A 23777-nucleotide genomic window follows, 5' to 3' on the forward strand; every position below is an offset into this window, starting at 1 on the left:
CCGGGATGAGATCGCAAATGGCTGATCGGGATTGAACGGCGGCGACGGATCACGCTCGCCTGCCGGCACTAACGACCGATAGCGACAAAAGCGACGGCGAAATCGGGTCGGGCAAACAAGCTAAAGTACCTGATTAGGGGCAAAAAGACAAGACGCAACGAGCGTTCAAATGCTTCAAATCGGGCCTGCAACGGCCTGTTTTATCGCTAATTTGCGCCCTATTTCAAGATTTCTACATTTGCACGCGTGGCTTGCGCGGCTCTCCGAGCGGCGCTCAGGCAATCAGCAGATCCTCGCGCCAGACGATTTTCACGCGCGCTTCGCGCTCCGGGGATGCGTCGCGAAGTGCCCCGCAATTGACGCCGATCAGCGGCACGAACAACAGTTCATTGCCGATGTACAGCAATGGTACGTCGCGCTTCCATGCGGGAATGCCGCGCTCCTGAAACAGGTTCTTCAGCGTGCGGCCCGGTGCATTCGGCGCGCCGACGCGCAAGCGTTCGCCGCCGCGGCGTGCTCGCACGCTTAGCGATGCTCGTTGCAGGATGCTGACGGGAACGGTGTCGAATCCTTCGTCAGCTGGCGCTTCGGGCGATGCCCCGGCAACCCCGGAAGCAGCGGCCGCATCCACCACTGCGAACACGAAGGTGCCGCGCCATTGCGGCAAGTGCCAGACCTCTTGCCCCTGCCACACGAGTTCGCTGATCTCGCGCTCGACGAGCGCGGTTTCGTCGGCGGGCTCGCTGCTGTCGCCGGCCTCCCAGTAGACGAGTCCGCGATAGCTGCGCAACGCATGGCCCGCATGATCGATGCGCAGACGATGCCCGTCCTGCCCCGCGCCGACTTCACGCAACTGCCGCAGCGCATCCGCGACACGCGCGCTCGATGCCGCGACGAAGCCGAGCGTGCGCATCCAGTAGCGCAGCAGATTCAGCGCGCGATCGTCGTCGAGTGCGAGCAGCACGTCGTGCGCGAGCGCGCGTCCTTCATCGCGCGACGCGCTCTCCATGTCGGCGCGCGCAAGCGTATCGAGCAATCGCTGCGCCGACGCCGCATGCGCGGCCGTACGCGCGAGCGCATCGCGAAAGCCGGGGAAGTGCACCGCGAGCGCCGGCATCACCCGATGACGCAATGCATTGCGCGCATAACGCGTGTCCGCGTTCGATTCGTCGTCGATCCAGCGCAGCTTTCGCACGCTCGCGTAGTGTTCGAGCTGCGCGCGCAGCAGATGCAGGAGCGGCCGCACGCGGGTCGCAGACGCACCCGCGGGCAACAGGCCTGGCGCCATCGCTGCGAGACCAGCGAGCCCCGCGCCGCGCAGCAGTTGCAGCAGCACGGTCTCGGCCTGATCGTCCGCATGTTGCGCGAGCCAAAGCGCGCGAATGCCGTGCGTTGCGCACATCGCGTCGAGCGCGCGATAACGCGCGTCGCGCGCCGCAGCCTCGATGCTCACGCCCGGCGCGCGCGAAACCTCCACACGTCGCGCGTCGAATTCGACGCCGCGTTCGCGCGCAAATGCCTCGCAATGCGCGAGCCACGCATCGGCATGCGGACTCAAACCATGATGCACATGCAGTGCGATACAACGCGAGGCGCCCGCGACGCGCACCGCCGCATCGAGCAGCACGCTCGAATCGACGCCGCCGCTGAATGCGACCGCAATGCGCGCGCTCGGGTCCAGCCCGCGCAGCGCAGCGCCGAGCGCCTCGATCACGAGGCGCTCGGCGGATGAGTCGGCGGTGGTGGTCACGTCGTTAGCGCAGCAAGCGCCGGTGGACGAAAGAGACAGGCCAACGCGCGGGCTTATGCGCCCGGCGTCGTTTCCTTGAATTTGCCGTACGCCATCAGCCGTTCAAAACGGCGTTCGCGCAGGTCGTTGGTGCTCATACCCTGGAACTGGCGCAGCGAATCGGCGAGCGCACGGCGCAGCATCGCGGCCATGCCCTTCGGATCGCGATGCGCGCCACCGAGCGGCTCGTTGACGATCTTGTCGATCAGACCGAGCGCCTTCAGACGATGCGCGGTCAGGCCGAGCGCTTCGGCCGCTTCCGGGGCCTTCGCGGCGCTCTTCCACAGGATCGATGCACAGCCTTCCGGCGAGATCACCGAGTAGGTCGAGAACTGCAGCATCAGCACACTATCGCCCACCGCGATAGCGAGTGCGCCGCCCGAGCCGCCCTCGCCGATGATCGTCGCGATCAGCGGCGTCTTCAGCTCGGCCATCACGTACAGATTGCGACCGATCGCTTCGGACTGGCCGCGCTCTTCCGCGCCGATGCCGGGGTACGCGCCCGGCGTGTCGATGAACGTGAAGATCGGCAGGCCGAACTTCTCGGCGACGCGCATCAGACGTTCTGCCTTGCGATAGCCTTCCGGGCGTGGCATGCCAAAGTTGCGCAGTGCGCGCTCCTTGGTGTCACGGCCCTTCTGATGACCGATCACCATGCACGCCTGGCCGTTGAACCGTGCGAGACCGCCGACGATCGACAGATCGTCCGCGAAGTTACGGTCGCCATGCAGTTCATGGAAGTCGGTAAACAGCTCGCTTACGTAGTCGAACGTGTACGGACGCTGCGGATGACGGGCGATTTGCGAAACCTGCCACGGTGTGAGGTTCGCATACAGATCTTTGGTGAGCTGCTGGCTCTTCTTGGACAGCCGCTCGATCTCTTCCGAAATATCGACGGCCGAGTCGTCCTGCACGAAGCGCAATTCTTCGATCTTCGCTTCGAGTTCAGCGATCGGCTGTTCGAAATCCAGAAACGTGGTCTTCATTGGTTGTAATCCTTGGACTTACCGGGCAGCGCGTATTCTAACCGCGCGCGCCGATGTCAAAACCATTTCTCAACTATCGAAATCATATGCGCGATAGTCTTTGAAACGGCTTCGTTTCCTGTTCTTCTTCAGTAGTCGACCGGCAACGGATCAAGACTACGCCACATGTACCAGGTCGCGACGGTGCGCCACGGCTCCCAGTTCGCGGCAACCTCACGCGCTTCGCTGCGCGTGACGGGTTCGCCGCTGAAATAGTTGACGCTGATCGCGCGGATCAAGCCGAGGTCGTCGAGTGGCAGCACGTCGGGACGCGACAGGTTGAAGATCAGGAACATCTCCGCCGTCCAGCGGCCGATGCCGCGAATCTGCGTGAGTTCGGCGATCACCGCCTCGTCGTCCATCGACGTCCACTTGCCGACGTGCAACGCGCCCGACACGAAATGCTGCGCGAGATCGAGTACGTACTCGGCCTTGCGTTTGGACAAACCGCACGCGTTCAGCTTCTCGAGACCCAGTTTGATGAACTGCAGCGGCACGAGCTTCGGACACGCAGCTTCGACCTTCGACCACACCGCCTGCGCCGACGCGACCGAAATCTGCTGGCCAACCACCGAGCGCGCGAGCGTGACGAACGGATCGCCACGACTCAGCAGATGCACGGGGCCGAACTTAGGAATCAGCTTCTTCAGAATACGATCGCGTTTGACGAGGTCCGCGCACGCCTTGTCCCAATACGCGGGACGCGTGACTTCGGGCGCGAGGCCGCCGATTTGCACCGGCACGGCGACTTCGTTCGCGAGCGATGCGACACCGGCCGCTTCGCCGCTCGCGCTGGCCGTGCTCGCCGAGGTGACCGACACGCGCGTCTTGCGCACGACTTCGCCCGCGTTCGTGTCGCGTGCGAGTTCCTGCACGTCGTCGGCGAGTTCGGCCGGCAATGCGCCATTGGCCTTCGCACGCGACGCCGTTTTCGCGCGCTTCGCAGCCGGCGGATGCGCGGCTTCAGTGAGTGCGCCGCCCTTGCCATTGAGCGAGCGTTTGGCCGCGCTCTTCTTTGCTGCGGCAGAGCCTGCTTTCGACGACGTTTTGTCTACTGCGCCGCCGCCCGCGCGGGTCGACGCACGCGTCGACTTAGTCGCGCCAGCCGATGCCGCGGCTGCCGCACTGGTTTGAGACGCCGCGCGTTTAGTCGGCGTCTTCGTGGCCGTTGCCATCCTGCCTCCTGCCTGGCGAGTCGTTCAAAGGGAAGTACGAGGTGCGCTCACACGCGCCGCCACTCGGTCAACCCGCCGGGTTTGTCTTCAAGGGCAACGCCGGCATCGAGCAATTCGGCCCGGATCCGGTCTGCTGCCGCATAGTCCTTTGCCTGCTTGGCGGCGATGCGCGCGGCGATCTTCGCTTCGATCGCGGCGGGCTCGAGCGCGCCTTCGGCTGCAGCACCCGCTGCCTGCTGCAGGTATGCACGCGGTTCGCGTCCGAGCAGCCCGAGCACCGCGCCAAGCGCGCGCAATTGACGGGCCAGCGCGGGGTCGCGCGTGCGGTTCACTTCGGTGGCCAGTTCGAATAGCACCGACACGGCCACCGGCGTGTTGAAGTCGTCGTTCATCGCCGCCCGGAAACGCTGCGCGTACGCTTCGTTCCAGTCGAGCGCGGCGCTATCAGGCGTAATGTCTTTCAACGCCGTGTACAAACGCGCGAGTGCATTGCGCGCGTCGTCGATATGCACGTCGCTGTAGTTCAGCGGCGAGCGGTAATGCGCGCGCACGATGAAGAAACGCACCACTTCCGCATCGTACTGCGCGAGCACTTCGCGAATCGTAAAAAAATTGTTCAACGACTTCGACATCTTCTCATTGTCGATCTGTACGTAGCCGTTGTGCATCCAATAATTGACGAATGTTTGTCCGGTCGCGGCCTCGCTTTGCGCGATCTCGTTTTCGTGGTGCGGAAACTGCAGGTCCTGGCCGCCACCATGAATGTCGAACTGTTCACCGAGCAGCGTGCAGCCCATCGCCGAGCACTCGATGTGCCAGCCGGGACGACCGCGGCCGTACTTCGAATCCCAGCCGGTGTCGGCCGGTTCCTCGGGCTTCGCCTGCTTCCACAGCACGAAGTCGAGCGGGTCCTGTTTCGCGTCGTTGGCCGCGACGCGTTCGCCCGCGCGCAGGTCTTCGAGCGACTTGCCCGACAGCTTCCCGTAGCCTTCGAATTTGCGTACCGCGTAGTTGACGTCGCCGTCGCTTGCCTGGTAGGCGTAGCCGTTTTTCTCGAGCGTCTCGATCATGCCGAGCATCTGCGGAATGAAGTCGGTCGCGCGCGGCTCGATGTCCGGACGCTCGATGCCGAGCGCGTCCGCGTCTTCGTGCAGCGCGGCGATGAAGCGATCAGTCAGCGCCTTGATGGTTTCGCCGTTCTCGACCGCGCGCTTGATGATCTTGTCGTCGATATCGGTAATGTTGCGCACGTAGGTCACGTTGTAGCCGAGCGTGCGCAACCAGCGCTGCACGATGTCGAACACGACCATCACCCGCGCGTGACCGACGTGACAATAGTCGTACACGGTCATCCCGCAGACGTACATCCGCACGACACCTTCGCGCAGCGGCACGAAAGTCTGTTTGTCACGCGCGAGCGTGTTGTAGATGCGCAGAGATTCCATAGAGAACGGTGCGTGGGCCGAAAGAAGTCCGCATTGTGCTTCATGCGCGTCGCGACCCGCGAAAAGAACAGAACAACGGGTGCATCGCATGCAGCCGAAACCGGCGCACCTCATGCGGCGATCAGGCTGCAGACGAGGCTGCGAACCGGGCGGAGACGGCCACGAGTGGCGAAAAGACAGTCGGCGGTTCGACGGAACGCGCTGACCTTTTGTTAGAATGGCTCGGAGTATAACATCCAGACCTGAGCCTATGAAACACTCCAGTGGCCGCGCGCGCAGCGCTGCGACCCTCGCCACGACTGCGTTTGGCGACGTTGTCGGTAGCGTTGTTGGCCGCGCTACTTTCGAAGCGGCGCGCGCCCTCGCGTGGCGCGTCACCGTCGTTGCCGCGCTTGCCGCCATGCCGCTCGCGAGCGCGTATGCGCAGAAGGCCGCGGTGATGCCGCAAGGCCCCGCTGTGCGTGACAACACGCCGGAAATCGACGCGTCGATCGCGCAGAAAAACTGGCAAGCCGCACTGACCCAACTCGATTCCCGCGTCGCCGCGAATCCGCGCGACGCGCAGGCGAAGTTCAAACGCGCGAACGTGCTCGTGCATCTGAATCGCGACGACGAAGCGATTGCCGCGTTCACCGAACTCACTCAGCTGTATCCCGAGTTGCCCGAGCCGTACAACAACCTCGCCACGCTTTTCGCCAGACAAGGCCGCCTGACCGAAGCGCGCGCCGCACTCGAGATGGCCACCAAGGTCAATCCGAACTACGCCCTCGCGTTCGAGAACCTGGGCGACCTCTATCTGCGTCTCGCCGATGCCGCATACCGTCGCGCGGAGAGCCTCGGCAAGCCGAGCGCGAGGACCTCGCAGCGTCTCGCGGATATCCAGAAGGTGGTGTCGCCGGCGCCCGCTGCCGCAGCCTCGCAGCCCGCCGCCGCGCCGACGAACGAGCCCGCCGCGCACCCCACGTCGAACGTCACGGACAACCCGAGCTTCCAGTTCGGCGGCCCGAATGGCTCGCTCGCGATGCCGCCGTACATGGCGCCGTCGCGCTGAGCGCCGGGCTCCTTGCCTGCCGCATTTTTTTTCCAATCCCGAGGATTTTCATGAAATGGTTGATGTTGGCGCTCGGCAGCGCCGCCCTGATCGCAAACGCGCCCGCCGTTGCGCAGTCCGGTTCGCAGTCCGGCTCACAGCCCGTTCATCCTTCGGTGCTGCTGAAGACGTCGGAGGGTGACATTCGCGTCGAGTTGTATCCTGAGAAAGCGCCAAAGACGGTCGCCAATTTCCTCGACTACGTGAAGGCCGGCCAATATAGCGGCACGATTTTTCATCGCGTGATTCCGGGCTTCATGATCCAGGGCGGCGGCTATACGCAGAGCTTCGTCGAGAAGCCGACGCGCGCGCCGATTTCGCTCGAGAGCCACAACGGTCTGAAGAACACCGCGGGCACGATCGCGATGGCGCGCACCAGCGACCCGAATTCGGCCACCGCGCAGTTCTTCATCAACACGGTGGACAATGCCAATCTCGACTACCCGAATCCCGACGGCAACGGCTATGCGGTGTTCGGCAAGGTCACGAGCGGCATGGACGTCGTGAAGCGCATCGAAGCCACGCCCACCACCACGCGCGGCCCGATGAGCGATGTGCCGCAGAAACCGATCGTGATCCAGTCGGCGACGGTGGTAAGCAAGTAACAACGAACCAGCGAACCCGCGCGGCCGAAGCCCCGAGCGCAACCCACGCCCCGGCGCGGCCTGTCCTCAGCACATGACGACGCGCCGCGCCTTTTATCCACCTGTTCATCAAAGGATTCCATCATGGTTGAACTGCATACGAACCACGGCGTCATCAAACTCGAACTGAACGCCGACAAGGCGCCGAAGTCGGTCGAGAACTTCCTGAACTACGTGAAGGCCGGCCACTACGACAACACGGTGTTTCACCGCGTGATCGACGGCTTCATGATCCAGGGCGGCGGCTTCGAACCCGGCATGAAGCAGAAGCCGACGGCCGAGCCGATCAACAACGAGGCGAACAACGGTCTGAAGAACGAGAACGGCTCGATCGCCATGGCGCGTACCAACGACCCGCATTCGGCGACCGCGCAATTCTTCATCAACGTGAACGACAACGACTTCCTGAACCACTCGTCGCCGACGCCGCAAGGCTGGGGCTACGCGGTGTTCGGCAAGGTGGTCGAAGGCATGGACGTGGTCGAGAAGATCAAGAAGGTCAAGACCGGCTCGAAGGGCTTCCATCAGGACGTGCCCGTCGATGACGTCGTGATCGAAAAGGCTGTCGTCGTCGGCTAAACCGTGAGTGAGTCGCGCCTCATGCGGGCGCCAACTCGTTCGAACTGAAATCAGGCACCTTCAATGCTGCAAGAGACGCCGCTGCGAAGCATCGCCGCGGGCGTGCCTGGCGAGCGCCAACGCCCGCACGCCGCGCGCCCTTTTTTCTTCATCTCCGATCTGCATCTGAGCGAGGCGATTCCGCGCACGGTCGCCGCGTTCGAGCATTTCATCCGCGTGAACGCGGAAGCGTCCGATTCGGTGTTCATCCTCGGCGACCTGTTCGAGTACTGGGTCGGCGACGACATGCTGAGCGAGCCGTTCGTCGCCCATATTGCGGCGCTGCTGCACACGCTGTCCGAGCGTGGCATCGCGCTCTATATCATGCACGGCAATCGCGACTTTCTGCTGGGCAAGCGCTTCATGAAAGCGGCCGGCGCGATCTGGCTGCCCGATCCGTTCGTGATCACCGCGTTCGGCACCCGCATTGCGCTCGCCCATGGCGATGGTCTGTGCACCGCGGATCGCGGCTATCAGCTCTTCAGGCGTTTCGCGCGCAATCGAGTTGCGCAAACCCTGTTTCTCGCTTGGCCGTTTCGCTGGCGTCGCAAGCTCGCCGAGAACATGCGCTCGAACAGCGAGCATGGTCGCACACGGCCGACGTCAATCAAGTATGACGTGACGCCGAAAGCTGTCGCCGCGCTGTTCAGGAAATCGAAGACGGCGACGCTCATTCACGGGCATACGCATCTGCCCGCGCGGCATCACGAGCCGGGCGGCACACGCTGGGTTCTGCCGGACTGGGATCTCGATCACGGCAAGCACCGTGGCGGATATCTGAAGATCGATGCCGACGGGATTCGAGCGATGCCGCTGGATTGACCAACTGGGTCCAGCGTGCGCTTTGCGCGACCGATGCGCCGATACCGATACCTAGCGCTCCGCCGCAACCCCATCGACCTTTCCCTCGATCGCCGCCGACAGCCGCCGCAAATCGAGCAACGCGGCATCCGCGCCTTGCAGCCCTTCGAGGCTCGTGCCGAGCCGCTCGAGCGCATCGACGATTTCATCGATTCGCCGCGCCTGCGTCGCCGCGTGGTCGATCAGGCCGTGAATCGCGAGCGACACCGGATCGTCCGCATTGGGCGTAATGCCGTATGCGCAGAACGCGCTGATTTCGCTGCCGCGCTTGGCGTCACGCGTGACATGGTTCGCCCCCGCGTTCGCACCGCTCGCGGCCGCGGCGACCGACGCCGCCGGCACGATGATCCGCGCCGGATTGCCGACCGCCGTGCCACGCGCGGGCACCGGCTTGGTCACGACCGCGTTCGATCCGATCTTCGCGTCCGCGCCGACCGTGAAGCCACCGAGCACCTTCGCTCCCGCACCGACGATCACACCACGCTCGAGCGTCGGATGCCGCTTCGCGCCGCGCGTCAGCGACGTGCCACCGAGCGTCACACCCTGATAGATCGTGCAGTCGTCGCCGATCTGCGCGGTCTCGCCGATCACGACGCCCATGCCGTGATCGATGAACACGCGCCGCCCTACCGTCGCGCCCGGATGGATCTCGATGCCGGTCATGAAGCGCGCCATCTGCGACACGAAACGCGCGAGCCAGCGGCGCTTCGCGAGCCAGCACGCGTGCGCGATCCGATGCAGCACGAGCGCGTGCAGCCCCGGATAACACGTGAGCACTTCCCATGCGCTGCGGGCGGCGGGATCGCGCTCGCGGATCGTGGCGATGTCTTCGCGAAGTCTCGTGAACATGGCAGGGACTGTGTTGTTGGGGAAAAAAGCCATCCGCGTGAGCGGGGCCGTGCTCTGCGCTTGCGGGGCCTCCGCATTTCGCGCCAAGCCCGACCGCATCGCTGCCACTTATCATGGCGGCAGCTTTGCTTCTAACGTTTCGTGGATTGTAGGTCGATTGCGCGAAACCTGCCGGAAGCCCCCGACATCTGCAAGGTTGTCGTCGGATGAAGGCGGCGCATCGGGTGCGCCGTGCCCGACTGACGGATGGACCGTCAGCCGCTCCGCTTCGTCTTGAGCAGGATGTGCTTGGCGATGCCGCGCACGATATTGACTTCCTCGCGCTCGAGGCCGGAGCGCGCGAAGAGCCGCCGCAGCCGTGACATCAGCTTCTTCGGATTTGTCGGATCGAGAAACTCGAGCGCGACCAGTGCGCTCTCCAGATGCGCGAACATGCTCTCGATCTCGTCGCTGGCCGCCATCTGCGCGCGCGTACCGGCGGATTCGGCCTGCGCTGCGACGGCTCCCGCGGCGGGCGTGCCGTCGGTCGATCCATCCAAGTCGAGATACGCGGTGCGCAGTTCGTAGGCGAGCACCTGTACCGCCTGCGCGAGATTGAGCGAGCTGTAGGCCGGATTGGCCGGAATATGCGTGATCGCGCTGCATCGCTCGACGTCCTCGTTCGACAAGCCCGTGCGCTCGTTGCCGAACACCAGCGCGATCTCGCCGTGCATCGCCTGTGTGCGGGCGGCGGCGGCCGCCGCACGCGGCGTCCATTGCGGCGGACCGTATTCGCGCAGCCGCGCGGTCAGGGCGATCGACCAGTGCACGCCAGTCATTGCATCGGCGAGCGACGGTACCACGTGCACGGAGGCGAGCACGTCGTCGGCGCCACTCGCCATCGCGATTGCTTCGGGATCGTTCTGCACGTTCTGCACACGCGGCGACACGAGCACGAGCCGCGAAAAGCCCATGGTTTTCAGCGCGCGCGCCGCAGCGCCGACATTGCCGGGATGGCTGGGCTCGACGAGCACGAAACGCGTCGACGTGAAGCCGCCGCGCAAATTGGCCACGGCGGGGTCGGAGGAATGGTGGGTGTGATCCACGATGAAACTCGACTGGCTAGGGACTCAAGACGCGTATGGTAGCGCCAACGGGCGCCTGTGCCGAATCAGGCGTACGCGCGAGCACCTGCGCGAGGGCGCTCGGACTCGGGTAAAATACCGCTTTTCGCGTCCGGCGCCGACGGTTGCTGAAGCTTCCGTCGAACTGGCCGCACCGTTCTTATTCAATTCGTCTCCGTCGGCGGAATGCGCTCCGGTTTGATAGCCGGGCTGGCGTTCCGTGCTGTTTTTGCGTCGTTGCGGCGCCCGTCAGCGCAGGTTTCGCGCTTATTTTCCGGCCGGCAGCCGTGCTGCCCCGGCACAAGGATCAGTTTATGCATCCCATGCTCAATATCGCTGTGAAGGCCGCGCGCCGCGCAGCTCAGATCATCACCCGCGCATCGCTCGATCTCGACCTGCTCCAGGTCAGCAAGAAGCAGCACAACGATTTCGTCACGGAGGTCGACAAAGCGTCCGAAGCGGCGATCATCGAAACGCTGAAGACCGCCTATCCCGATCACGCCATCCTCGCCGAAGAGTCGGGCAAGTCGAACGACAATTCCGAATACCAGTGGATCATCGATCCGCTCGACGGCACCACCAACTTCATCCACGGCTTCCCATACTACTGCGTGTCGATCGCGCTCGCGCATAAGGGCATCGTCACGCAGGCCGTCGTCTACGACCCGAACCGCAACGATCTGTTCACCGCATCGCGGGGCCGTGGCGCGTTCGTCAACGATCGCCGCCTCCGCGTCGCCAAGCGTGACCGCCTCGCCGACTGCCTGATCGGCACCGGCTTCCCGTTCCGCGCGCAGGACAGCCTCGAATCGTACGGCCGTCAGTTCGCCACAATGACCGAAGCCTGCGCGGGCCTGCGCCGTCCGGGCGCCGCCGCGCTCGATCTGGCCAATGTCGCGGCCGGTCGCATGGACGGCTTCTTCGAACAGGGCCTGAGCGCATGGGACGTCGCGGCGGGCAGCCTGCTGATCACCGAAGCCGGCGGTCTGGTCGGCAACTACACCGGTGATTCGGAGTTCCTGCATGTCGGCGAAGTCGTCGCGGGCAATCCGAAGATCTACGCGCAGATGATTCCGATCCTGTCGCGCTACAGCCGCACGCATCAGCAATCAGCGTAAGCCGCGCCGCCGCGCACGGTCCGCGGCAACGTCGACGGTTGGACAGAAAAGCGGCTTCGGCCGCTTTTTTGTTGGCGGCGCTGCAGTGGGTGGGCCTTCGTGCTACAAAGCGGGAGTGATTGGGGCGGACCCGGCCGGGATCGTTCCCTGCTCCATGCCGCTTTGACCCTGCCCGACTTCCGCCCCGGGCGCAGCCTCCCGCCTGCCCCATGAAAAAAGGCTTCCATACGATCATCGCGGCACAGTTCGTTTCGTCGCTGGCCGACAACGCGCTGTTGATCGCAGCCATCGCCCTGCTTTCCGTGATTCGCTCGGCCGCGTGGGTCACGCCGCTGCTGCAGATCTTCTTCACGATCTCGTACGTGCTGCTCGCGCCGTTCGTCGGCGCGTTCGCCGATTCGATGCAGAAGCGCCACGTGATGTTCATCTCCAACGCACTGAAGGCGAGCGGCTGCCTGATGATGATCGTCGGCGTTCATCCGATGATCGCCTACGGCGTGGTCGGTTTCGGCGCGGCCGCGTATTCGCCCGCCAAGTACGGCATTCTCACCGAGTTGCTGCCCGCCGAGAAGCTCGTGAAGGCGAACGCGTGGCTCGAATCGGCAACGGTGCTGTCGACGATCGTCGGCACGATGCTCGGCGGTGCGCTGATCAGCACCGTCGTCGAGCATTTCGTCACGCGCGTGCACGTGCCGCTGATCCGCTCGGCCGCCGATCTCGCGATGGGCGCGGTCATGCTCACCTACGCGATCGCCGCTGCGATCAACATCTTCATTCCGGATACCGGCGCGCGCTATCCGAACCGGCTGACCGAGCCGAATAAGCTGATCGGCGATTTCCATCACTGCTTCCGCGTGCTGTGGGCCGACAAGCTCGCGCAGATCGCGCTGTGGGTGACCACGCTGATGTGGGGCGCCGCGGTGACGATGCAGCTGCTGGTGCTCAAATGGGCGAACGTGAACCTCGGGCTGTCGTTGTCGAAGGCCGCCGTGATGCAAGGCGTGACCGGCTTTGGCATCGCGATCGGCGCGGCGGTCGCTGCCGCGCTGATTCCGCTGCGCAGTTCGCTGAAGGTTTTGCCGGTCGGCGTGCTGACGGGCGCGGTGGCGATCGCGATGGCTTTCTACAACAAGGACCTGTTCCCGCCGGGCGCTGGCCTGCGCTTCGGCACGCACGTCGCGCACTACTACATCCTGCTCGCCTATCCGCTGATGATCGTGCTCGGCGCGTTGTCGGGCTTTTTCATCGTGCCGATGAACGCGATCCTGCAGCATCGCGGCGCGACGCTGCTGTCGGCCGGTCACTCGATCGCCGTGCAGAATTTCAACCAGAATCTCGCGGTGCTGCTGATGCTCGGCATGTACGCGCTGCTGCTCACGGCGAAGATGCCCGCGCAGTGGATCATCGTCGTGTTCGGCAGCTTCGTCACGCTGCTGATGTGGCTCGCGAAGCGCCGCAGCGCCTCGAACGAACGCAGGGTGAACATGCGGGCGATGATCGAGGAATGATGCACCACGGTACTCCAGCCACGACAGTGCGAGGCGCGGCTCGACGGACGGAACGCGCCGCGACGGCGTGAAACGCCCGCTTTGATCGAATCGGTCATGCTGCCATTCGACTCTTGTGTCGGGCATCGTCCGTTCGGCCAGGGTCCGCTCGCCGCGCCGGCGGGTTAAACTCACGCCCTGAGCATCTACCGCAAGAAGACACGAAGGATGGGCATCCAAACCGCAGCGGCCAACGACGTCGCACAACACACGCCGATGATGCAGCAGTACCTGCGCATCAAGGCGGAGCATCCGGGCACGCTGGTGTTCTACCGGATGGGCGACTTCTACGAACTCTTTTTCGACGACGCGGAAAAAGCCGCACGCCTGCTCGACCTGACGCTCACGCAGCGCGGCGCGTCGGCGGGCAATCCGATCAAGATGGCCGGCGTGCCGCATCACGCTGTCGAACAGTATCTGGCCAGGCTCGTGAAGCTCGGCGAATCGGTTGCGATTTGCGAACAGATCGGCGACCCGGCTACGTCGAAAGGCCCGGTCGAGCGCAAGGTCATGCGCGTGGTCACACCTGGCACGCTGACCGATGCGTCGCTACTGTCCGACAAGAGCGACGTCTATTTGCTCGCGCTGTGCGTCGCGCACAATCGCCGCGGCGTCGCGACGAGCGTCGGTCTCGCCTGGCTCAATCTCGCGAGCGGTGCGCTGCGCCTCGCCGAAGTGGCGCCCGATCAGGTCGCCGCCGCCCTGGAGCGCATCCGTCCCGCGGAAATACTGATCGCCGACGCCACCGCCGATTCGGCCAGTTGGACACCACCTGTCAACGCTAGCGCGCTCAAGCGCGTGCCGGCCTGGCACTTCGATATCACGTCGGGCACGAAGCGCCTGTGCGATCAGCTCGACGTCGCGAGCCTCGACGGCTTCGGTGCGCATTCGCTCGGTTGCGCGTGCGGGGCGGCCGGCGCGTTGCTGCTGTATGCGGCGTCCACGCAGGGCCAACAACTGCGTCACGTGCGCAGCCTGAAGGTCGAATACGAATCCGAATACATCGGCCTCGATCCGGCCACGCGCCGCAACCTCGAACTCACGGAGACACTGCGCGGCACCGAATCGCCGACGCTGTGCTCACTGCTCGACACCTGCTGCACGACGATGGGTAGCCGTCTGCTGCGGCACTGGCTGCATCATCCGCCGCGCGATTCGGCGGTGGCTCGGGCGCGTCAGCAGGCGATCGGCGCGTTGCTCGACGCGCCGCCGGGCGCCGATCTCGATACGCTGCGCCAGGCGTTGCGGCAGATCGCGGACATTGAACGGATCACCGGACGTCTCGCGCTGCTGTCGGCGCGGCCGCGCGATCTGTCGAGCCTGCGCGATACCTTCATCGCGCTGCCTGCTGTGCGCGCGCAGCTCGCAGCGGTGGTATCGAACGCGGATTCGCTCGCGCGCATCGACGCGGCGCTCGAACCGCCGCAAGCGTGCGTCGACTTGCTCAAGCTCGCGGTCGCGCAGGAACCGGCCGCGATGGTGCGCGACGGCGGCGTCATCGCGCGTGGATATGACGCGGAGCTCGACGAACTGCGCGATATTTCGGAGAACTGCGGACAGTTCCTGATCGATCTCGAAACACGCGAACGCGCGCGAACCGGCATCAACAATCTGCGTGTCGAGTACAACAAGGTGCATGGCTTCTATATCGAAGTCACGCGCGGCCAGACCGACAAAGTCCCCGACGACTATCGCCGCCGGCAAACGCTGAAGAACGCCGAGCGCTACATCACGCCCGAGTTGAAGACCTTCGAGGACAAAGCGTTGTCCGCTCAGGAACGCGCGCTCGCACGCGAACGCTCACTGTACGACGCGTTGCTGCAATCGTTGCTGCCGTTCATTCCCGACTGTCAGCGCGTCGCCCTCGCGCTCGCCGAACTCGATCTGCTGGCCGCGTTCGGCGAACGCGCTCGCGCGCTCGACTGGGTTGCGCCGACGTTCCCGGCCAACGCGGGCATCGACATCGAGCAGGGTCGTCATCCGGTGGTCGAGGCGCAGGTCGAGCAGTTCATCGCCAACGATTGCTCACTCGCGACCGAGCGCAAGCTGCTGTTGATCACCGGTCCGAACATGGGCGGCAAGTCGACCTTCATGCGCCAGACCGCGCTGATCGCGCTGCTCGCTTACGTGGGCAGTTACGTGCCGGCGCGGCGCGCGGCCTTTGGGCCGATCGACCGCATCTTCACGCGCATCGGCGCGGCCGACGACCTCGCTGGCGGTCGCTCGACCTTCATGGTGGAGATGACCGAAGCCGCCGCGATCCTCAACGACGCGACACCGCAAAGCCTCGTGCTGATGGACGAGATCGGCCGCGGCACGTCGACGTTCGACGGCCTCGCGCTCGCGTGGGCGATCGCGCGCCACCTGCTCGCCCACAACGGCTGCTATACGCTGTTCGCGACGCACTATTTCGAGCTGACGCAGCTACCCGTGGAGTTTCCGCATGCGGCCAACGTGCACCTGTCGGCGGTCGAGCATGGGCACGGCATCGTGTTCCTGCACGCGGTCAACGAAGGGCCGGCCAATCAGAGCTACGGTCTGCAGGTCGCGCAACTCGCCGGCGTGCCGAACGCGGTGATCCGCGCGGCGCGCAAGCATCTCGCGCATCTTGAGCAGCAATCGGCCGCGCAGCCCGCGCCGCAACTCGATCTGTTCGCGACGCAGCCTGCGATGCTCGCCGAAGACGCGGACCACGACAACGAGGCCGCGGGCGACGCGACGCCTGCGTCGCCCGCGATGCAGACGCTCGTCGAGCGTCTGCGCGGCATCGATCCGAACGATCTGCGGCCGCGCGAAGCGCTGGATCTGCTGTACGAACTGCATGAACTGGCCGTCGCGCCGGATGCGGACCACTGACACGCCGAGACACCCGCGGCGCCCGCGCGGGCTTCGCGCGGCGCTGCGCCACGTGCATGCATCGATAGGCGGCATCGTTGTATTCGCGGCGGTGTGCGTAGGGACCGCGCCGGCGCACGCCGAGACCTCGCGCTTCGCGTTCGCGGTGCTCTCCGACACGATGCACAGCGCCGCCGACGAAGCCGCCACGCAACGGCTGCTCGAGGCGATTGCCCGCGAGCGCGACGTGCGCTTCATCGTCTACGACGGCAATCTGAAGGGGCCGAAGGAAGTTTGCCGCGACGCGCTGTTCGAGCGCCGCCACGCGCTGCTCGACAGTTCGCGGACCGCGCTCATCTTTATCCCCGGCCAGCACGACTGGGGCGATTGCGGCACGGCGGAAGCCGGCGGCTTCGATCCGGTCGAGCGGCTCGACCAGTTGCGGCAAACGCTGTTCGCCGATCCGACGTCGATGGGACAGAACCCGATCGCGTTGACGCGCGAGAGCGAGGTGTCGCGCTTTCGCCCGTTTCGCGAAAACGTGCGCTGGGTGGTCAACGACAAAGCGAACAACAAAACCGGCGAGATCGTCTTCATCGGCCTGAACGCGCCCGGTCCGAACAATCACTACCTGAGCGCGGGCGGCCGCAACGGCGAGTTCGAAGATCGCGTGATCGCCAATGCATTCTGGCTCGAGCACGCGGCAGAATACGCGAAGCGCCGCGACGCTCGCGCGATCGTCGTGTTCATTCAGGGCGACTTCGACCCGGAGCGCTACGAGCGACCCGAACGGTTCGCATGGCTGCACTTCGCGCACAGCTCGCGCCGCGACGGCTTTCTCGAATTCAAGCGCAGTCTGGTTAAGCTCGCGCAAATTTTCCCCGGACCTGTGGTCGTCATTCACGCGGACGACGAACGGCCGGCCGGCGGCTTCGTCATCGATCAGCCGCTACGCAACGACAAGGGGATGGTCGTGATGAATCTCACGCGCATTGCGCTCGCGCCGCGTGATCGGCTCAACCAATGGATTCAGATAGAAGCGGATTTCGGCAGGAAGCCGCCGTTCAGGGTCAGCGTGCGCGACGTGCCGAAGCAGATGCCGCTGCCCACCACGCCGCCGGTCTTGCCGCCCGCCACACCGCGCGACGAATCCGGTGCGTCGATGCCAGGTGCACCGGAAATGCCGAATGTGGAAGGGTTCGGGCCGGGGTCGGAATTGCCGCCGGTATTGCAGACGCCCGGAGAATCGCAGGACCAGCAGCCGCGCATCCCGTCCGACCAGGGCGGCGGTGAATACGGGCCAGCGATCTCGATGCCGCCGGGGTCGATACTGCCAGCCTCGCCTGCCTTGCCCGCATCGATGCCGTCTGCCCCCGCGACGACACCGCGCATGCCCGCCAGCTCAGTGCAGGGTCGGTTTTGAGCTGTCTTCTTCGTCCTCGTCTTCATCGTCGTCGAGAACTTCGAGGCCGTCCGCGCCGTGCGCGTGCTCGTGCTGGATTTCGTCTTCTGTCGCCGGACGCACGTCTTTGACGGTCAATGCAAAACGCAGCGCCATGCCGGCGAGCGGATGATTGCCGTCGAGCACGACCTTGTCTTCCGCGACGTCGGTCACCACGTACACCAGCGCGTCGATTTCCTCGTCGCCATCTTCCGGGGTGCCTTCGAACTGCATGCCGACTTCAAGCGGTTCCGGGAAGCGATCGCGCGGCTCGATCTTCACGAGCTCGGGATCGTATTCACCGAACGCGTCTTGCGGCTCAAGCTGGATCTGCGTCTCGAAGCCGGCTTCGTGGCCGTCGAGCTCTTCCTCGATCTTGGGGAACGTGCCATCATAGCCGCCGTGAAGATAGACCATCGGCTCTTCGCTTTCCTCGATCAGATTGCCCTGCGCATCCGACAGCTTGTAGGCGACCGACACGACGGTGTTCTTTGCGATTTTCATTCGACTCTCCAGAATACAACTCACATTATACGATGCCCAGGCGGCCCACTCACCTTCCGGCCGATGCGGGTTTGGCACGCAGTTCGCCGTCTGCTGCAAAGCCGGCCATGCAGCCCATTCTTCCGCCCTCGCCCGACATTCCGACCGCACTGCTCGGCCAACTGAGCCCGTCGCAATTCATGCGCCGCTACTGGCAGAAAAAGCCGCTGCTGATCCGTCAGGCGATTCCCGACATCGAAGCACCGCTGTCGCGGGACGAGCTGTTCGAGCTGGCCGATCAGGACGACGTCGAAGCGCGCCTGATCACCCACTTCCGCAACAAATGGCAGCTGGAGCACGGCCCGTTTGCGCCCGACGAACTGCCATCCGTCAGGCAGCGCGCGTGGACATTGCTCGTGCAGGGCGTCGACCTCTACGATGACCGTGCGCGCGCACTGCTCGACCGTTTCCGTTTCGTGCCTGATGCGCGGCTCGACGACCTGATGATTTCGTATGCGACCGACGGCGGCGGCGTCGGCCCGCATTTCGATTCCTACGATGTGTTTCTCTTGCAAGTAAAAGGCAAGCGCCGCTGGCGCATTAGCGCGCAAAAAGATCTGGCACTGCAGCCCGGCTTGCCTTTGAAAGTTTTACAGCGCTTCGATCACGAACAGGAGTGGGTGCTCGAACCCGGCGACATGCTGTACCTGCCGCCGCACATCGCCCACGACGGCATCGCCGAGGGCGAATGCATGACCTGCTCGATCGGTTTTCGCGCACCGTCCGAGAGCGAGCTGACCGCGCAGTTCCTCTACCATCTGGCCGAGCGAGGCGAGGCCACGGGCAAGGCTGGGGCGCTTTATCGCGATCCGCGGCAGGCCGCCGTCGAGCGGCCAGCCGAACTGCCCGCCGCGCTCGTCGAACGGGTGGGAGCGATGCTTGCTAAGGTGCGATGGAATGAGCGGGACATTGCGTCGTTCCTTGGCACGTACCTCAGCGAACCGAAGCCGAGTGTCGTCTTTGATCCGCCGCAACGGCCGCTCAACGAGGTCCGTTTCATCGGCGCTGCGTCGAAATCCGGTCTGCGGCTCGATCGCAAGACTAGCGTGTTGTATGAACGCCGTTTTTTCTTCGTAAATGGAGAAGAAATAACGTGGGGCGGCGCGAAAAAATGGCTGTTCGATCTCGCAAATCTGCGGTGTATGAGTGCGAAACGCTTTGTAACACTCTCACACGATTCGTCGGTGACAGCACTGCTACACGAGTGGTATTGTGCGGGCTGGATACAGGTGGGCGAGCTTGCGTAACTCTGCCCACGTGCTATACCGTACAGTAAAATTTTGTATGAGAAAGACAACGTATTGACCCCGGATTTATCGACTGTCAGTACGAAAGTGCATATAATTTCCGCCCAAGCCGTAGGGAAGATTCCAGCTCATCAAAAGAGCATTTCCACCAGCGGCCCAGGTCGGTGTTGGAGCACATTACCGGTTTTATTTTGCGCTGTTGCTTACCTTTAAACCATAAAAGGACGTGATCATGAAGAAATCCCTCCTCGTAGCATCCCTGTTGGCAGTTGTGGCACTCGCTGCATGCAACAAGAGCAACGATCAGGCCGCTGCACCGGCTAGCGATGCAGCTGCTGCTTCGGCACCGGCTGCTGCTGCGAGCGAAGTTGCTTCGGCACCGGCTGCTGCTGCTCCGGAAGCTTCGGCACCGGCCGCTGCTGCTCCGGAAGCTTCGGCACCGGAAGCTGCTGCTTCGGCTGCAGCTCCGGCTTCGGGCGCAAGCCAGTAAGCTGTCGCGTAGGGTTCGCCTCTGGGCGAAAACTGCTTCGGGAAATCGTCGCGATTTCCCGGGCAGTCAGGCAAAACGCCACGGGTTCATCTCCGTGGCGTTTTGCTTTTTGGAGCGCAATTAATGAAAATTGCCGGCCCGGTAATTGTCTCGTCACCTGAAAAACAAAACGCCGCTTTTTATTGCGGCGTTTTTTCAGCGAAGAACCGGAGGCTCTATCGGGCCGTTGCCCCGGGCACTACATTTTCTTCGAAGAATTCGCGTACCACGTCGATCTCACGGGTGCGCTTGAACGGCGGCAGACTCTGCCAGATGCGGCGGCCATAAGGTTTATCGACGAGACGGGTATCGCAGATCATCAGCACGCCCCGATCGGTCTCCGCGCGAATCAGCCGCCCTGCGCCTTGCTTCAGCGTGATCACGGCCTGCGGTAGCTGATGCACGGCGAACGGGCTCAAGCCCTTCTTCGTCAGTGCATCGAGCCGCGCGGCCAGCACGGGATCGTCCGGCGGCGCGAACGGCAGCTTGTCGATCACGACCAGCGACAACGCGTCGCCACGCACGTCCACCCCTTCCCAGAAGCTCTGACTGCCGACCAGAATCGCATTGCCGTACGTGCGAAAGCGGTCGAGCAATTCGGTGCGGCTCGCATCACCCTGCACGAGCAGCGGATAACCCCAGCCGCGCGCCTCGATCGCGTCGCGCAGCTTCGCCGAGATACGGTCCACCGCGCGCAGCGTCGTGCACAGCATGAAGACGCCGCCGCCCGATGCTTCGATCGCGGGCAACGCCGCATCGAACACGGCATCGGTGAACGTCGGCGACGATGGTTGCGGCAGATTGCGCGGCACGTACAGAAGGCCTTGTGACGGATAGTCGAACGGGCTCGGCAATGTCATCGAACGCTTCGAGTTCAGGCCCATCTGCGCTGCATAGTGCGTGAAGTCGCCGCGCACCGACAGCGTCGCCGATGTGAAGATCCACGCGCGCGGCACGCCGGCGCGCTGCTTCGCGAAAATCGGCGCGACCGACAACGGCGTTTCATGCAGTTGTACCGTCTGCGAAAACACCTCGATCCAGCGCACCTTTTCGTTCGGATCGGCGCGCTCCGCGTCGGCGCCGCCCTCGCGTGTAGCGACCGCGTTGCGTTCGGCGTTCGTCGGCTGTGTGGTCCAGCCGCTCAGCACGTCCTGCAGTTCGCGCGCGCGACGCAGACACGCGCCCAGCGATTCAGCGCGCTCCGCCTGCCCCGCCAACGCCGAGGCCAGCGCATCGAGCTCGGTTTCGAGCGTCTCGAGCGCGGGGAACAACGGATGGTCGTTGGGCAGCTGGCCGATCGACAGACGCACCGAGTCTTCCTTGAACGCGAGCCGCAGGTCGCGCGCCGCGCGCTCGAGCGTCGCGCCGAGTTGGACCCAGTCAAGCGCATCGCGTGCGTGACCGAGTCCCTCCGCCACCGAATCGCGAGCGAGTTCGAGAAACTGCGCGGTCGATAGCGTCTCGCCGAAAAACAGCGTCGCCGTTTCGGGCAACTGGTGCGCTTCGTCGAAGATGACCGTGTTCGCGGTCGGCAGCAGTTCCGCCATGCCGGTATCACGCAGCATGATGTCGGCGAAAAACAGATGGTGGTTGACCACCACGATATCGGCCTGCTGCGCTTCGCGGCGCGCCTGCATCACGAAGCAGTCCTTGTAGTGCGGACACTCCTGGCCGAGACAGTTGTCGCGCGTCGACGTGACCATCGACCACACCTGCGCCGTTTCCGGCACGCTCGCCAGTTCAGCCTTGTCGCCGGTGCGCGTGATCTTCGCGAAGCGCACGATGTCCTGCAGATACGAGGTTTCCTGGCGCGACGGCAGTCGGCCGTTGTCCGCGGTGCGTTGCAGATAGTAGTGACACACGTAGTTCGCGCGGCCCTTCAGCATCGCAACCGACACCGGCACCGCGAGCGCGTCGCGCACGGTAGGGATGTCGCGCTGGAACAGCTGATCCTGCAGATGCTTGGTGCCGGTCGAGACGATCACCTTGCCGCCCCACAGCATGGCCGGCACGAGATACGCATAGGTCTTGCCGGTGCCGGTACCCGCTTCGACGATCAGCGTGTTTTCACCGCCATCGCCGCCTTCGACATGGTCGGATCGGGCGCTGTTGCCGGTCGACTCAGAGGCGGCATCGGCGCCCGTCTGCTGCAGGGGCCGCGCCGGCCGCTTGGGCGTTTCGAACATCGCGGGCTCGGGCATTGCGCGGCCCGACGCCTCCATCGCCGCCGCGACCGCGCGCGCCATCTCGATCTGCGACGCACGCGGCCGATAGCCGTCGATCTGCCGCGCGAGCAAACCGTTGTCGGCGAAGATCTCGTCGAGTTCGCTCGCGCGGCTCCGGCTCAGCGCCGCGGCGCGGGATGAAGTGTCATGCGGTGAATTCAAGGCAAGCGTTCCTGCTAGGTCCGGCTCGCGCGCGGCGCGCCCGGCGCCTGCCAGGCCGCGAACTCAGGCGCGCGCGTCCGGTTCGAGCTGCAATTGCAGCAAGATGATAGTGTCCTTGACTTTGAGTTTGCGCTTTTTCAGGCGCTGCAACTCGAAGTCGTCGATGTCGGGCTCATCCGACATCCGGTCGATCAACCGGTCGAGTCCACTATGCTCCGATTCCAGTTGCAGAATGCGGTCGCGAAGTGTGTTTGCGTCGATGACGTGATGACGATCGCGCATGCTCGGCTCCTCTGGTCGGCGGCACGAACCGCGTGCTGCGGTCCGAAGCCTGAGGTTGCAGTCCGGCTAAAAACGCATTACGGCGGCCGTGGCCACGACCGCCACGGCTCACTCTACGGCACAGCCCCTACAGCATACTTACTGCTGCTGTTGTTGCTGTTGTTGCTGTTTTTGCTGCTCTTCTAGCTGTTGCTGCTTTAACTCGTCCTGGCGCTTCTGCTCGGCTTTCTCGGCGGCCTGCTTCTGACGCGCGTCGACATCGAGCTTGTGCTGCGCTGCGTTGGCCTGCTTCCGCTCGAAATTCTCCTGCTTCTGCTGGCGCTCCGCCGCCTTTTGCGCGCCCTGCTGACGCGCTTGCTCGAGCTTGCGCTGGTAGTCGCTCTGCTTCTGGTCGTAGGCCTTCTGATTGGCCGCTGCCTGCGCTGGCGTGACTCCACGCTGCGCCTGGTCGAGCGCGTGCTGGCGCTGCTTTTCCTCGTAGGCCTGCGCGTTGGTTTCGCGCTGCGGTGCCTCGGCATTGCGCTGCGCCTGATCGAGCGCGTGCTGACGCTGCCTTTCCTGATACGCCTGCTCGTTGCGCGCGTCTTCGGCGGCACGCTGCGGCGCCTGCGCCTCGTTTTGCGCGCGCCGCAATGCCGTGCGTTCGTCGCGCTCGCGGGCGCGCTGCTCACGCTGCTCGGCGTCGAGCGCGAGCTGTTCCTTGCGGATGTCCGCCTGCACGCCGCGCATCGCGTCGCGCGCGCGGTTCAGACAGTGATTGACGAAGAAACGGCTGTAGCAATTGTGTTGCGCGACCGCGAATTGATAGTTGTTGTCGTCAGTGCGCTGATTGAGCACCTGTTGCCGCTCGTCGAACGACTTGTCCAGCGCCGCTGCGTCGCTCGCGCTTTGGGGGCTGTCGGCGGCTGCGGCGACTTGCGGGCCCGATGCCGCGACCGGCGCCGCACCTTGCCCCGGCGTCGCGCTCTGCGCCACAGCCGACACCGGCACCGCGAGCGCGGCGGTGATCGCGCACGACGCCGCGGCCGTCACAAGCGACGAACGGAACTGGCGCAGCGAAACCAGCGGCAATTGAGACGAACCCCGAGACGAACCCGGCAGCGAACCTGACGCCAGCGACGAGATCAGGCGGTTGAGGGACAAGGAGATTGGCAACGTCGTAGAGGGTCAACGGAAGATGCCCGAAATTCTAACACCGCGCGGTTGAGCCCTTTGGCATTTATGGCAAAATGCCCCGCTCTAGCAACCG

At 64.3% G+C, this 23777-nt stretch carries 21 protein-coding genes; 10 read left to right on the forward strand and 11 right to left on the reverse strand.

The annotated features are described in order from the left end of the window. Positions 1-274: 274 nt before the first annotated feature. The 4 genes from tilS to cysS form a co-directional block, all read right to left on the reverse strand. Positions 275-1750 (reverse strand): tRNA lysidine(34) synthetase TilS, encoded by a 1476-nt coding sequence (gene tilS, locus F6X42_RS05160; protein ID WP_187633156.1) that lies wholly within the window; start codon positions 1748-1750, stop codon positions 275-277. Between the two features lie 53 nt (positions 1751-1803). Next, positions 1804-2775, reverse strand: a complete 972-nt coding sequence (locus F6X42_RS05165) for an acetyl-CoA carboxylase carboxyltransferase subunit alpha (protein WP_187633157.1) — start codon at positions 2773-2775, stop codon at positions 1804-1806. Between the two features lie 128 nt (positions 2776-2903). Then, positions 2904-3989, reverse strand: coding sequence for a DNA-3-methyladenine glycosylase family protein (locus tag F6X42_RS05170; RefSeq protein ID WP_187633158.1), 1086 nt, complete (start codon positions 3987-3989; stop codon positions 2904-2906). Between the two features lie 47 nt (positions 3990-4036). After that, positions 4037-5434, reverse strand: coding sequence for a cysteine--tRNA ligase (cysS, locus tag F6X42_RS05175; RefSeq protein ID WP_187633159.1), 1398 nt, complete (start codon positions 5432-5434; stop codon positions 4037-4039). A gap of 250 nt (positions 5435-5684) precedes the next feature. Here cysS and F6X42_RS05180 point away from each other — a divergent pair, with 250 nt between their 5' ends. The 4 genes from F6X42_RS05180 (at position 5685) to F6X42_RS05195 (ending at position 8608) form a co-directional block, all read left to right on the forward strand. After that, positions 5685-6485, forward strand: coding sequence for a tetratricopeptide repeat protein (locus tag F6X42_RS05180; RefSeq protein ID WP_187633160.1), 801 nt, complete (start codon positions 5685-5687; stop codon positions 6483-6485). Positions 6486-6535: 50 nt separating this feature from the next. After that, positions 6536-7129: a peptidylprolyl isomerase gene (locus F6X42_RS05185; protein ID WP_187633161.1), complete on the forward strand. Its 594-nt coding sequence runs from the start codon at positions 6536-6538 to the stop codon at positions 7127-7129. Between the two features lie 123 nt (positions 7130-7252). After that, the gene (locus F6X42_RS05190; protein ID WP_187633162.1) at positions 7253-7747 is read left to right on the forward strand and encodes a peptidylprolyl isomerase; all 495 of its coding nucleotides are present in this window, start codon (positions 7253-7255) and stop codon (positions 7745-7747) included. A 63-nt stretch (positions 7748-7810) separates the two neighbouring features. Continuing rightward, on the forward strand, positions 7811-8608 hold the full coding sequence (locus tag F6X42_RS05195; protein ID WP_187633163.1) for a UDP-2,3-diacylglucosamine diphosphatase: 798 nt from the start codon (positions 7811-7813) through the stop codon (positions 8606-8608). Positions 8609-8659: 51 nt separating this feature from the next. Here the strand turns inward: F6X42_RS05195 and cysE are convergent, their stop codons facing one another. The 3 genes from cysE to F6X42_RS05210 all read right to left on the reverse strand — a co-directional run bounded on the left by cysE (position 8660) and on the right by F6X42_RS05210 (position 10919). Then, positions 8660-9496 (reverse strand): serine O-acetyltransferase, encoded by an 837-nt coding sequence (gene cysE / locus F6X42_RS05200; protein ID WP_187633164.1) that lies wholly within the window; start codon positions 9494-9496, stop codon positions 8660-8662. Between the two features lie 254 nt (positions 9497-9750). Then, positions 9751-10581: an RNA methyltransferase gene (locus tag F6X42_RS05205; protein ID WP_187633165.1), complete on the reverse strand. Its 831-nt coding sequence runs from the start codon at positions 10579-10581 to the stop codon at positions 9751-9753. A gap of 182 nt (positions 10582-10763) precedes the next feature. Continuing rightward, complete coding sequence (locus F6X42_RS05210; protein WP_187633166.1) at positions 10764-10919, reverse strand: hypothetical protein; 156 nt, start codon at positions 10917-10919, stop codon at positions 10764-10766. Here F6X42_RS05210 and F6X42_RS05215 point away from each other — a divergent pair. From F6X42_RS05215 to F6X42_RS05230, 4 genes are all read left to right on the forward strand, one after another. Then, entirely contained in the window at positions 10914-11717 is an 804-nt protein-coding gene (locus tag F6X42_RS05215; protein WP_187633167.1) for an inositol monophosphatase family protein, read from the forward strand. The two genes, F6X42_RS05210 and F6X42_RS05215, sit on opposite strands and share 6 nt — an antisense overlap. Positions 11718-11926: 209 nt before the next feature. Continuing rightward, positions 11927-13225 carry a lysophospholipid transporter LplT gene (lplT, locus tag F6X42_RS05220; protein ID WP_187633168.1) on the forward strand — a complete coding sequence of 433 codons (1299 nt, stop codon included), beginning with the start codon at positions 11927-11929 and terminating at the stop codon, positions 13223-13225. Between the two features lie 207 nt (positions 13226-13432). Further along, positions 13433-16120 carry a DNA mismatch repair protein MutS gene (gene mutS / locus F6X42_RS05225; protein ID WP_187633169.1) on the forward strand — a complete coding sequence of 896 codons (2688 nt, stop codon included), beginning with the start codon at positions 13433-13435 and terminating at the stop codon, positions 16118-16120. Then, positions 16107-17522, forward strand: coding sequence for a hypothetical protein (locus F6X42_RS05230; RefSeq protein ID WP_187633223.1), 1416 nt, complete (start codon positions 16107-16109; stop codon positions 17520-17522). Before mutS ends, F6X42_RS05230 begins: the two co-directional genes overlap by 14 nt. Here F6X42_RS05230 and F6X42_RS05235 read toward each other — a convergent pair. Beyond that, entirely contained in the window at positions 17502-18044 is a 543-nt protein-coding gene (locus tag F6X42_RS05235) for an FKBP-type peptidyl-prolyl cis-trans isomerase (RefSeq protein WP_090800708.1), read from the reverse strand. The genes F6X42_RS05230 and F6X42_RS05235 overlap by 21 nt on opposite strands. Positions 18045-18076: 32 nt before the next feature. Between F6X42_RS05235 and F6X42_RS05240 the strand changes: the two genes are divergently transcribed. Together F6X42_RS05240 and F6X42_RS43830 are read left to right on the forward strand one after the other, a co-directional pair. Then, a complete protein-coding gene (locus F6X42_RS05240) occupies positions 18077-19330 on the forward strand; it encodes a cupin domain-containing protein (protein ID WP_187633170.1) in 1254 nt (417 codons plus the stop codon). Positions 19331-19562: 232 nt separating this feature from the next. Then, positions 19563-19820 carry a hypothetical protein gene (locus F6X42_RS43830; RefSeq protein WP_246529964.1) on the forward strand — a complete coding sequence of 86 codons (258 nt, stop codon included), beginning with the start codon at positions 19563-19565 and terminating at the stop codon, positions 19818-19820. 215 nt (positions 19821-20035) lie between these two features. Here F6X42_RS43830 and yoaA read toward each other — a convergent pair whose 3' ends face one another. From yoaA to F6X42_RS05255, 3 genes are all read right to left on the reverse strand, one after another. Beyond that, entirely contained in the window at positions 20036-22246 is a 2211-nt protein-coding gene (gene yoaA / locus F6X42_RS05245) for a DNA repair helicase YoaA (RefSeq protein WP_246529965.1), read from the reverse strand. 63 nt (positions 22247-22309) lie between these two features. Then, the gene (locus F6X42_RS05250) at positions 22310-22528 is read right to left on the reverse strand and encodes a DUF465 domain-containing protein (RefSeq protein ID WP_187633171.1); all 219 of its coding nucleotides are present in this window, start codon (positions 22526-22528) and stop codon (positions 22310-22312) included. 138 nt (positions 22529-22666) lie between these two features. Beyond that, positions 22667-23671 (reverse strand): hypothetical protein, encoded by a 1005-nt coding sequence (locus F6X42_RS05255; RefSeq protein ID WP_376776320.1) that lies wholly within the window; start codon positions 23669-23671, stop codon positions 22667-22669. Positions 23672-23777 lie beyond the last annotated feature (106 nt).

The organism is Paraburkholderia podalyriae (assembly GCF_014397785.1).
Taxonomy (GTDB): Bacteria; Pseudomonadota; Gammaproteobacteria; order Burkholderiales; family Burkholderiaceae; genus Paraburkholderia; species Paraburkholderia podalyriae.

Coding starts and splice junctions, on each gene's coding strand:
- F6X42_RS05170 (WP_187633158.1), bottom strand. CDS start 3,989: ATGGCAACGGCCACGAAGACGCCGACTAAACGCGCGGCGTCTCAAACC.
- F6X42_RS43830 (WP_246529964.1), top strand. CDS start 19,563: ATGAAGAAATCCCTCCTCGTAGCATCCCTGTTGGCAGTTGTGGCACTC.
- lplT (WP_187633168.1), top strand. CDS start 11,927: ATGAAAAAAGGCTTCCATACGATCATCGCGGCACAGTTCGTTTCGTCG.
- F6X42_RS05235 (WP_090800708.1), bottom strand. CDS start 18,044: ATGAAAATCGCAAAGAACACCGTCGTGTCGGTCGCCTACAAGCTGTCG.
- F6X42_RS05210 (WP_187633166.1), bottom strand. CDS start 10,919: ATGCATAAACTGATCCTTGTGCCGGGGCAGCACGGCTGCCGGCCGGAA.
- F6X42_RS05180 (WP_187633160.1), top strand. CDS start 5,685: ATGAAACACTCCAGTGGCCGCGCGCGCAGCGCTGCGACCCTCGCCACG.
- F6X42_RS05230 (WP_187633223.1), top strand. CDS start 16,107: ATGCGGACCACTGACACGCCGAGACACCCGCGGCGCCCGCGCGGGCTT.
- F6X42_RS05250 (WP_187633171.1), bottom strand. CDS start 22,528: ATGCGCGATCGTCATCACGTCATCGACGCAAACACACTTCGCGACCGC.
- F6X42_RS05240 (WP_187633170.1), top strand. CDS start 18,077: ATGCCCAGGCGGCCCACTCACCTTCCGGCCGATGCGGGTTTGGCACGC.
- cysE (WP_187633164.1), bottom strand. CDS start 9,496: ATGTTCACGAGACTTCGCGAAGACATCGCCACGATCCGCGAGCGCGAT.
- cysS (WP_187633159.1), bottom strand. CDS start 5,434: ATGGAATCTCTGCGCATCTACAACACGCTCGCGCGTGACAAACAGACT.
- F6X42_RS05185 (WP_187633161.1), top strand. CDS start 6,536: ATGAAATGGTTGATGTTGGCGCTCGGCAGCGCCGCCCTGATCGCAAAC.
- F6X42_RS05165 (WP_187633157.1), bottom strand. CDS start 2,775: ATGAAGACCACGTTTCTGGATTTCGAACAGCCGATCGCTGAACTCGAA.
- F6X42_RS05215 (WP_187633167.1), top strand. CDS start 10,914: ATGCATCCCATGCTCAATATCGCTGTGAAGGCCGCGCGCCGCGCAGCT.
- mutS (WP_187633169.1), top strand. CDS start 13,433: ATGGGCATCCAAACCGCAGCGGCCAACGACGTCGCACAACACACGCCG.
- F6X42_RS05195 (WP_187633163.1), top strand. CDS start 7,811: ATGCTGCAAGAGACGCCGCTGCGAAGCATCGCCGCGGGCGTGCCTGGC.
- F6X42_RS05190 (WP_187633162.1), top strand. CDS start 7,253: ATGGTTGAACTGCATACGAACCACGGCGTCATCAAACTCGAACTGAAC.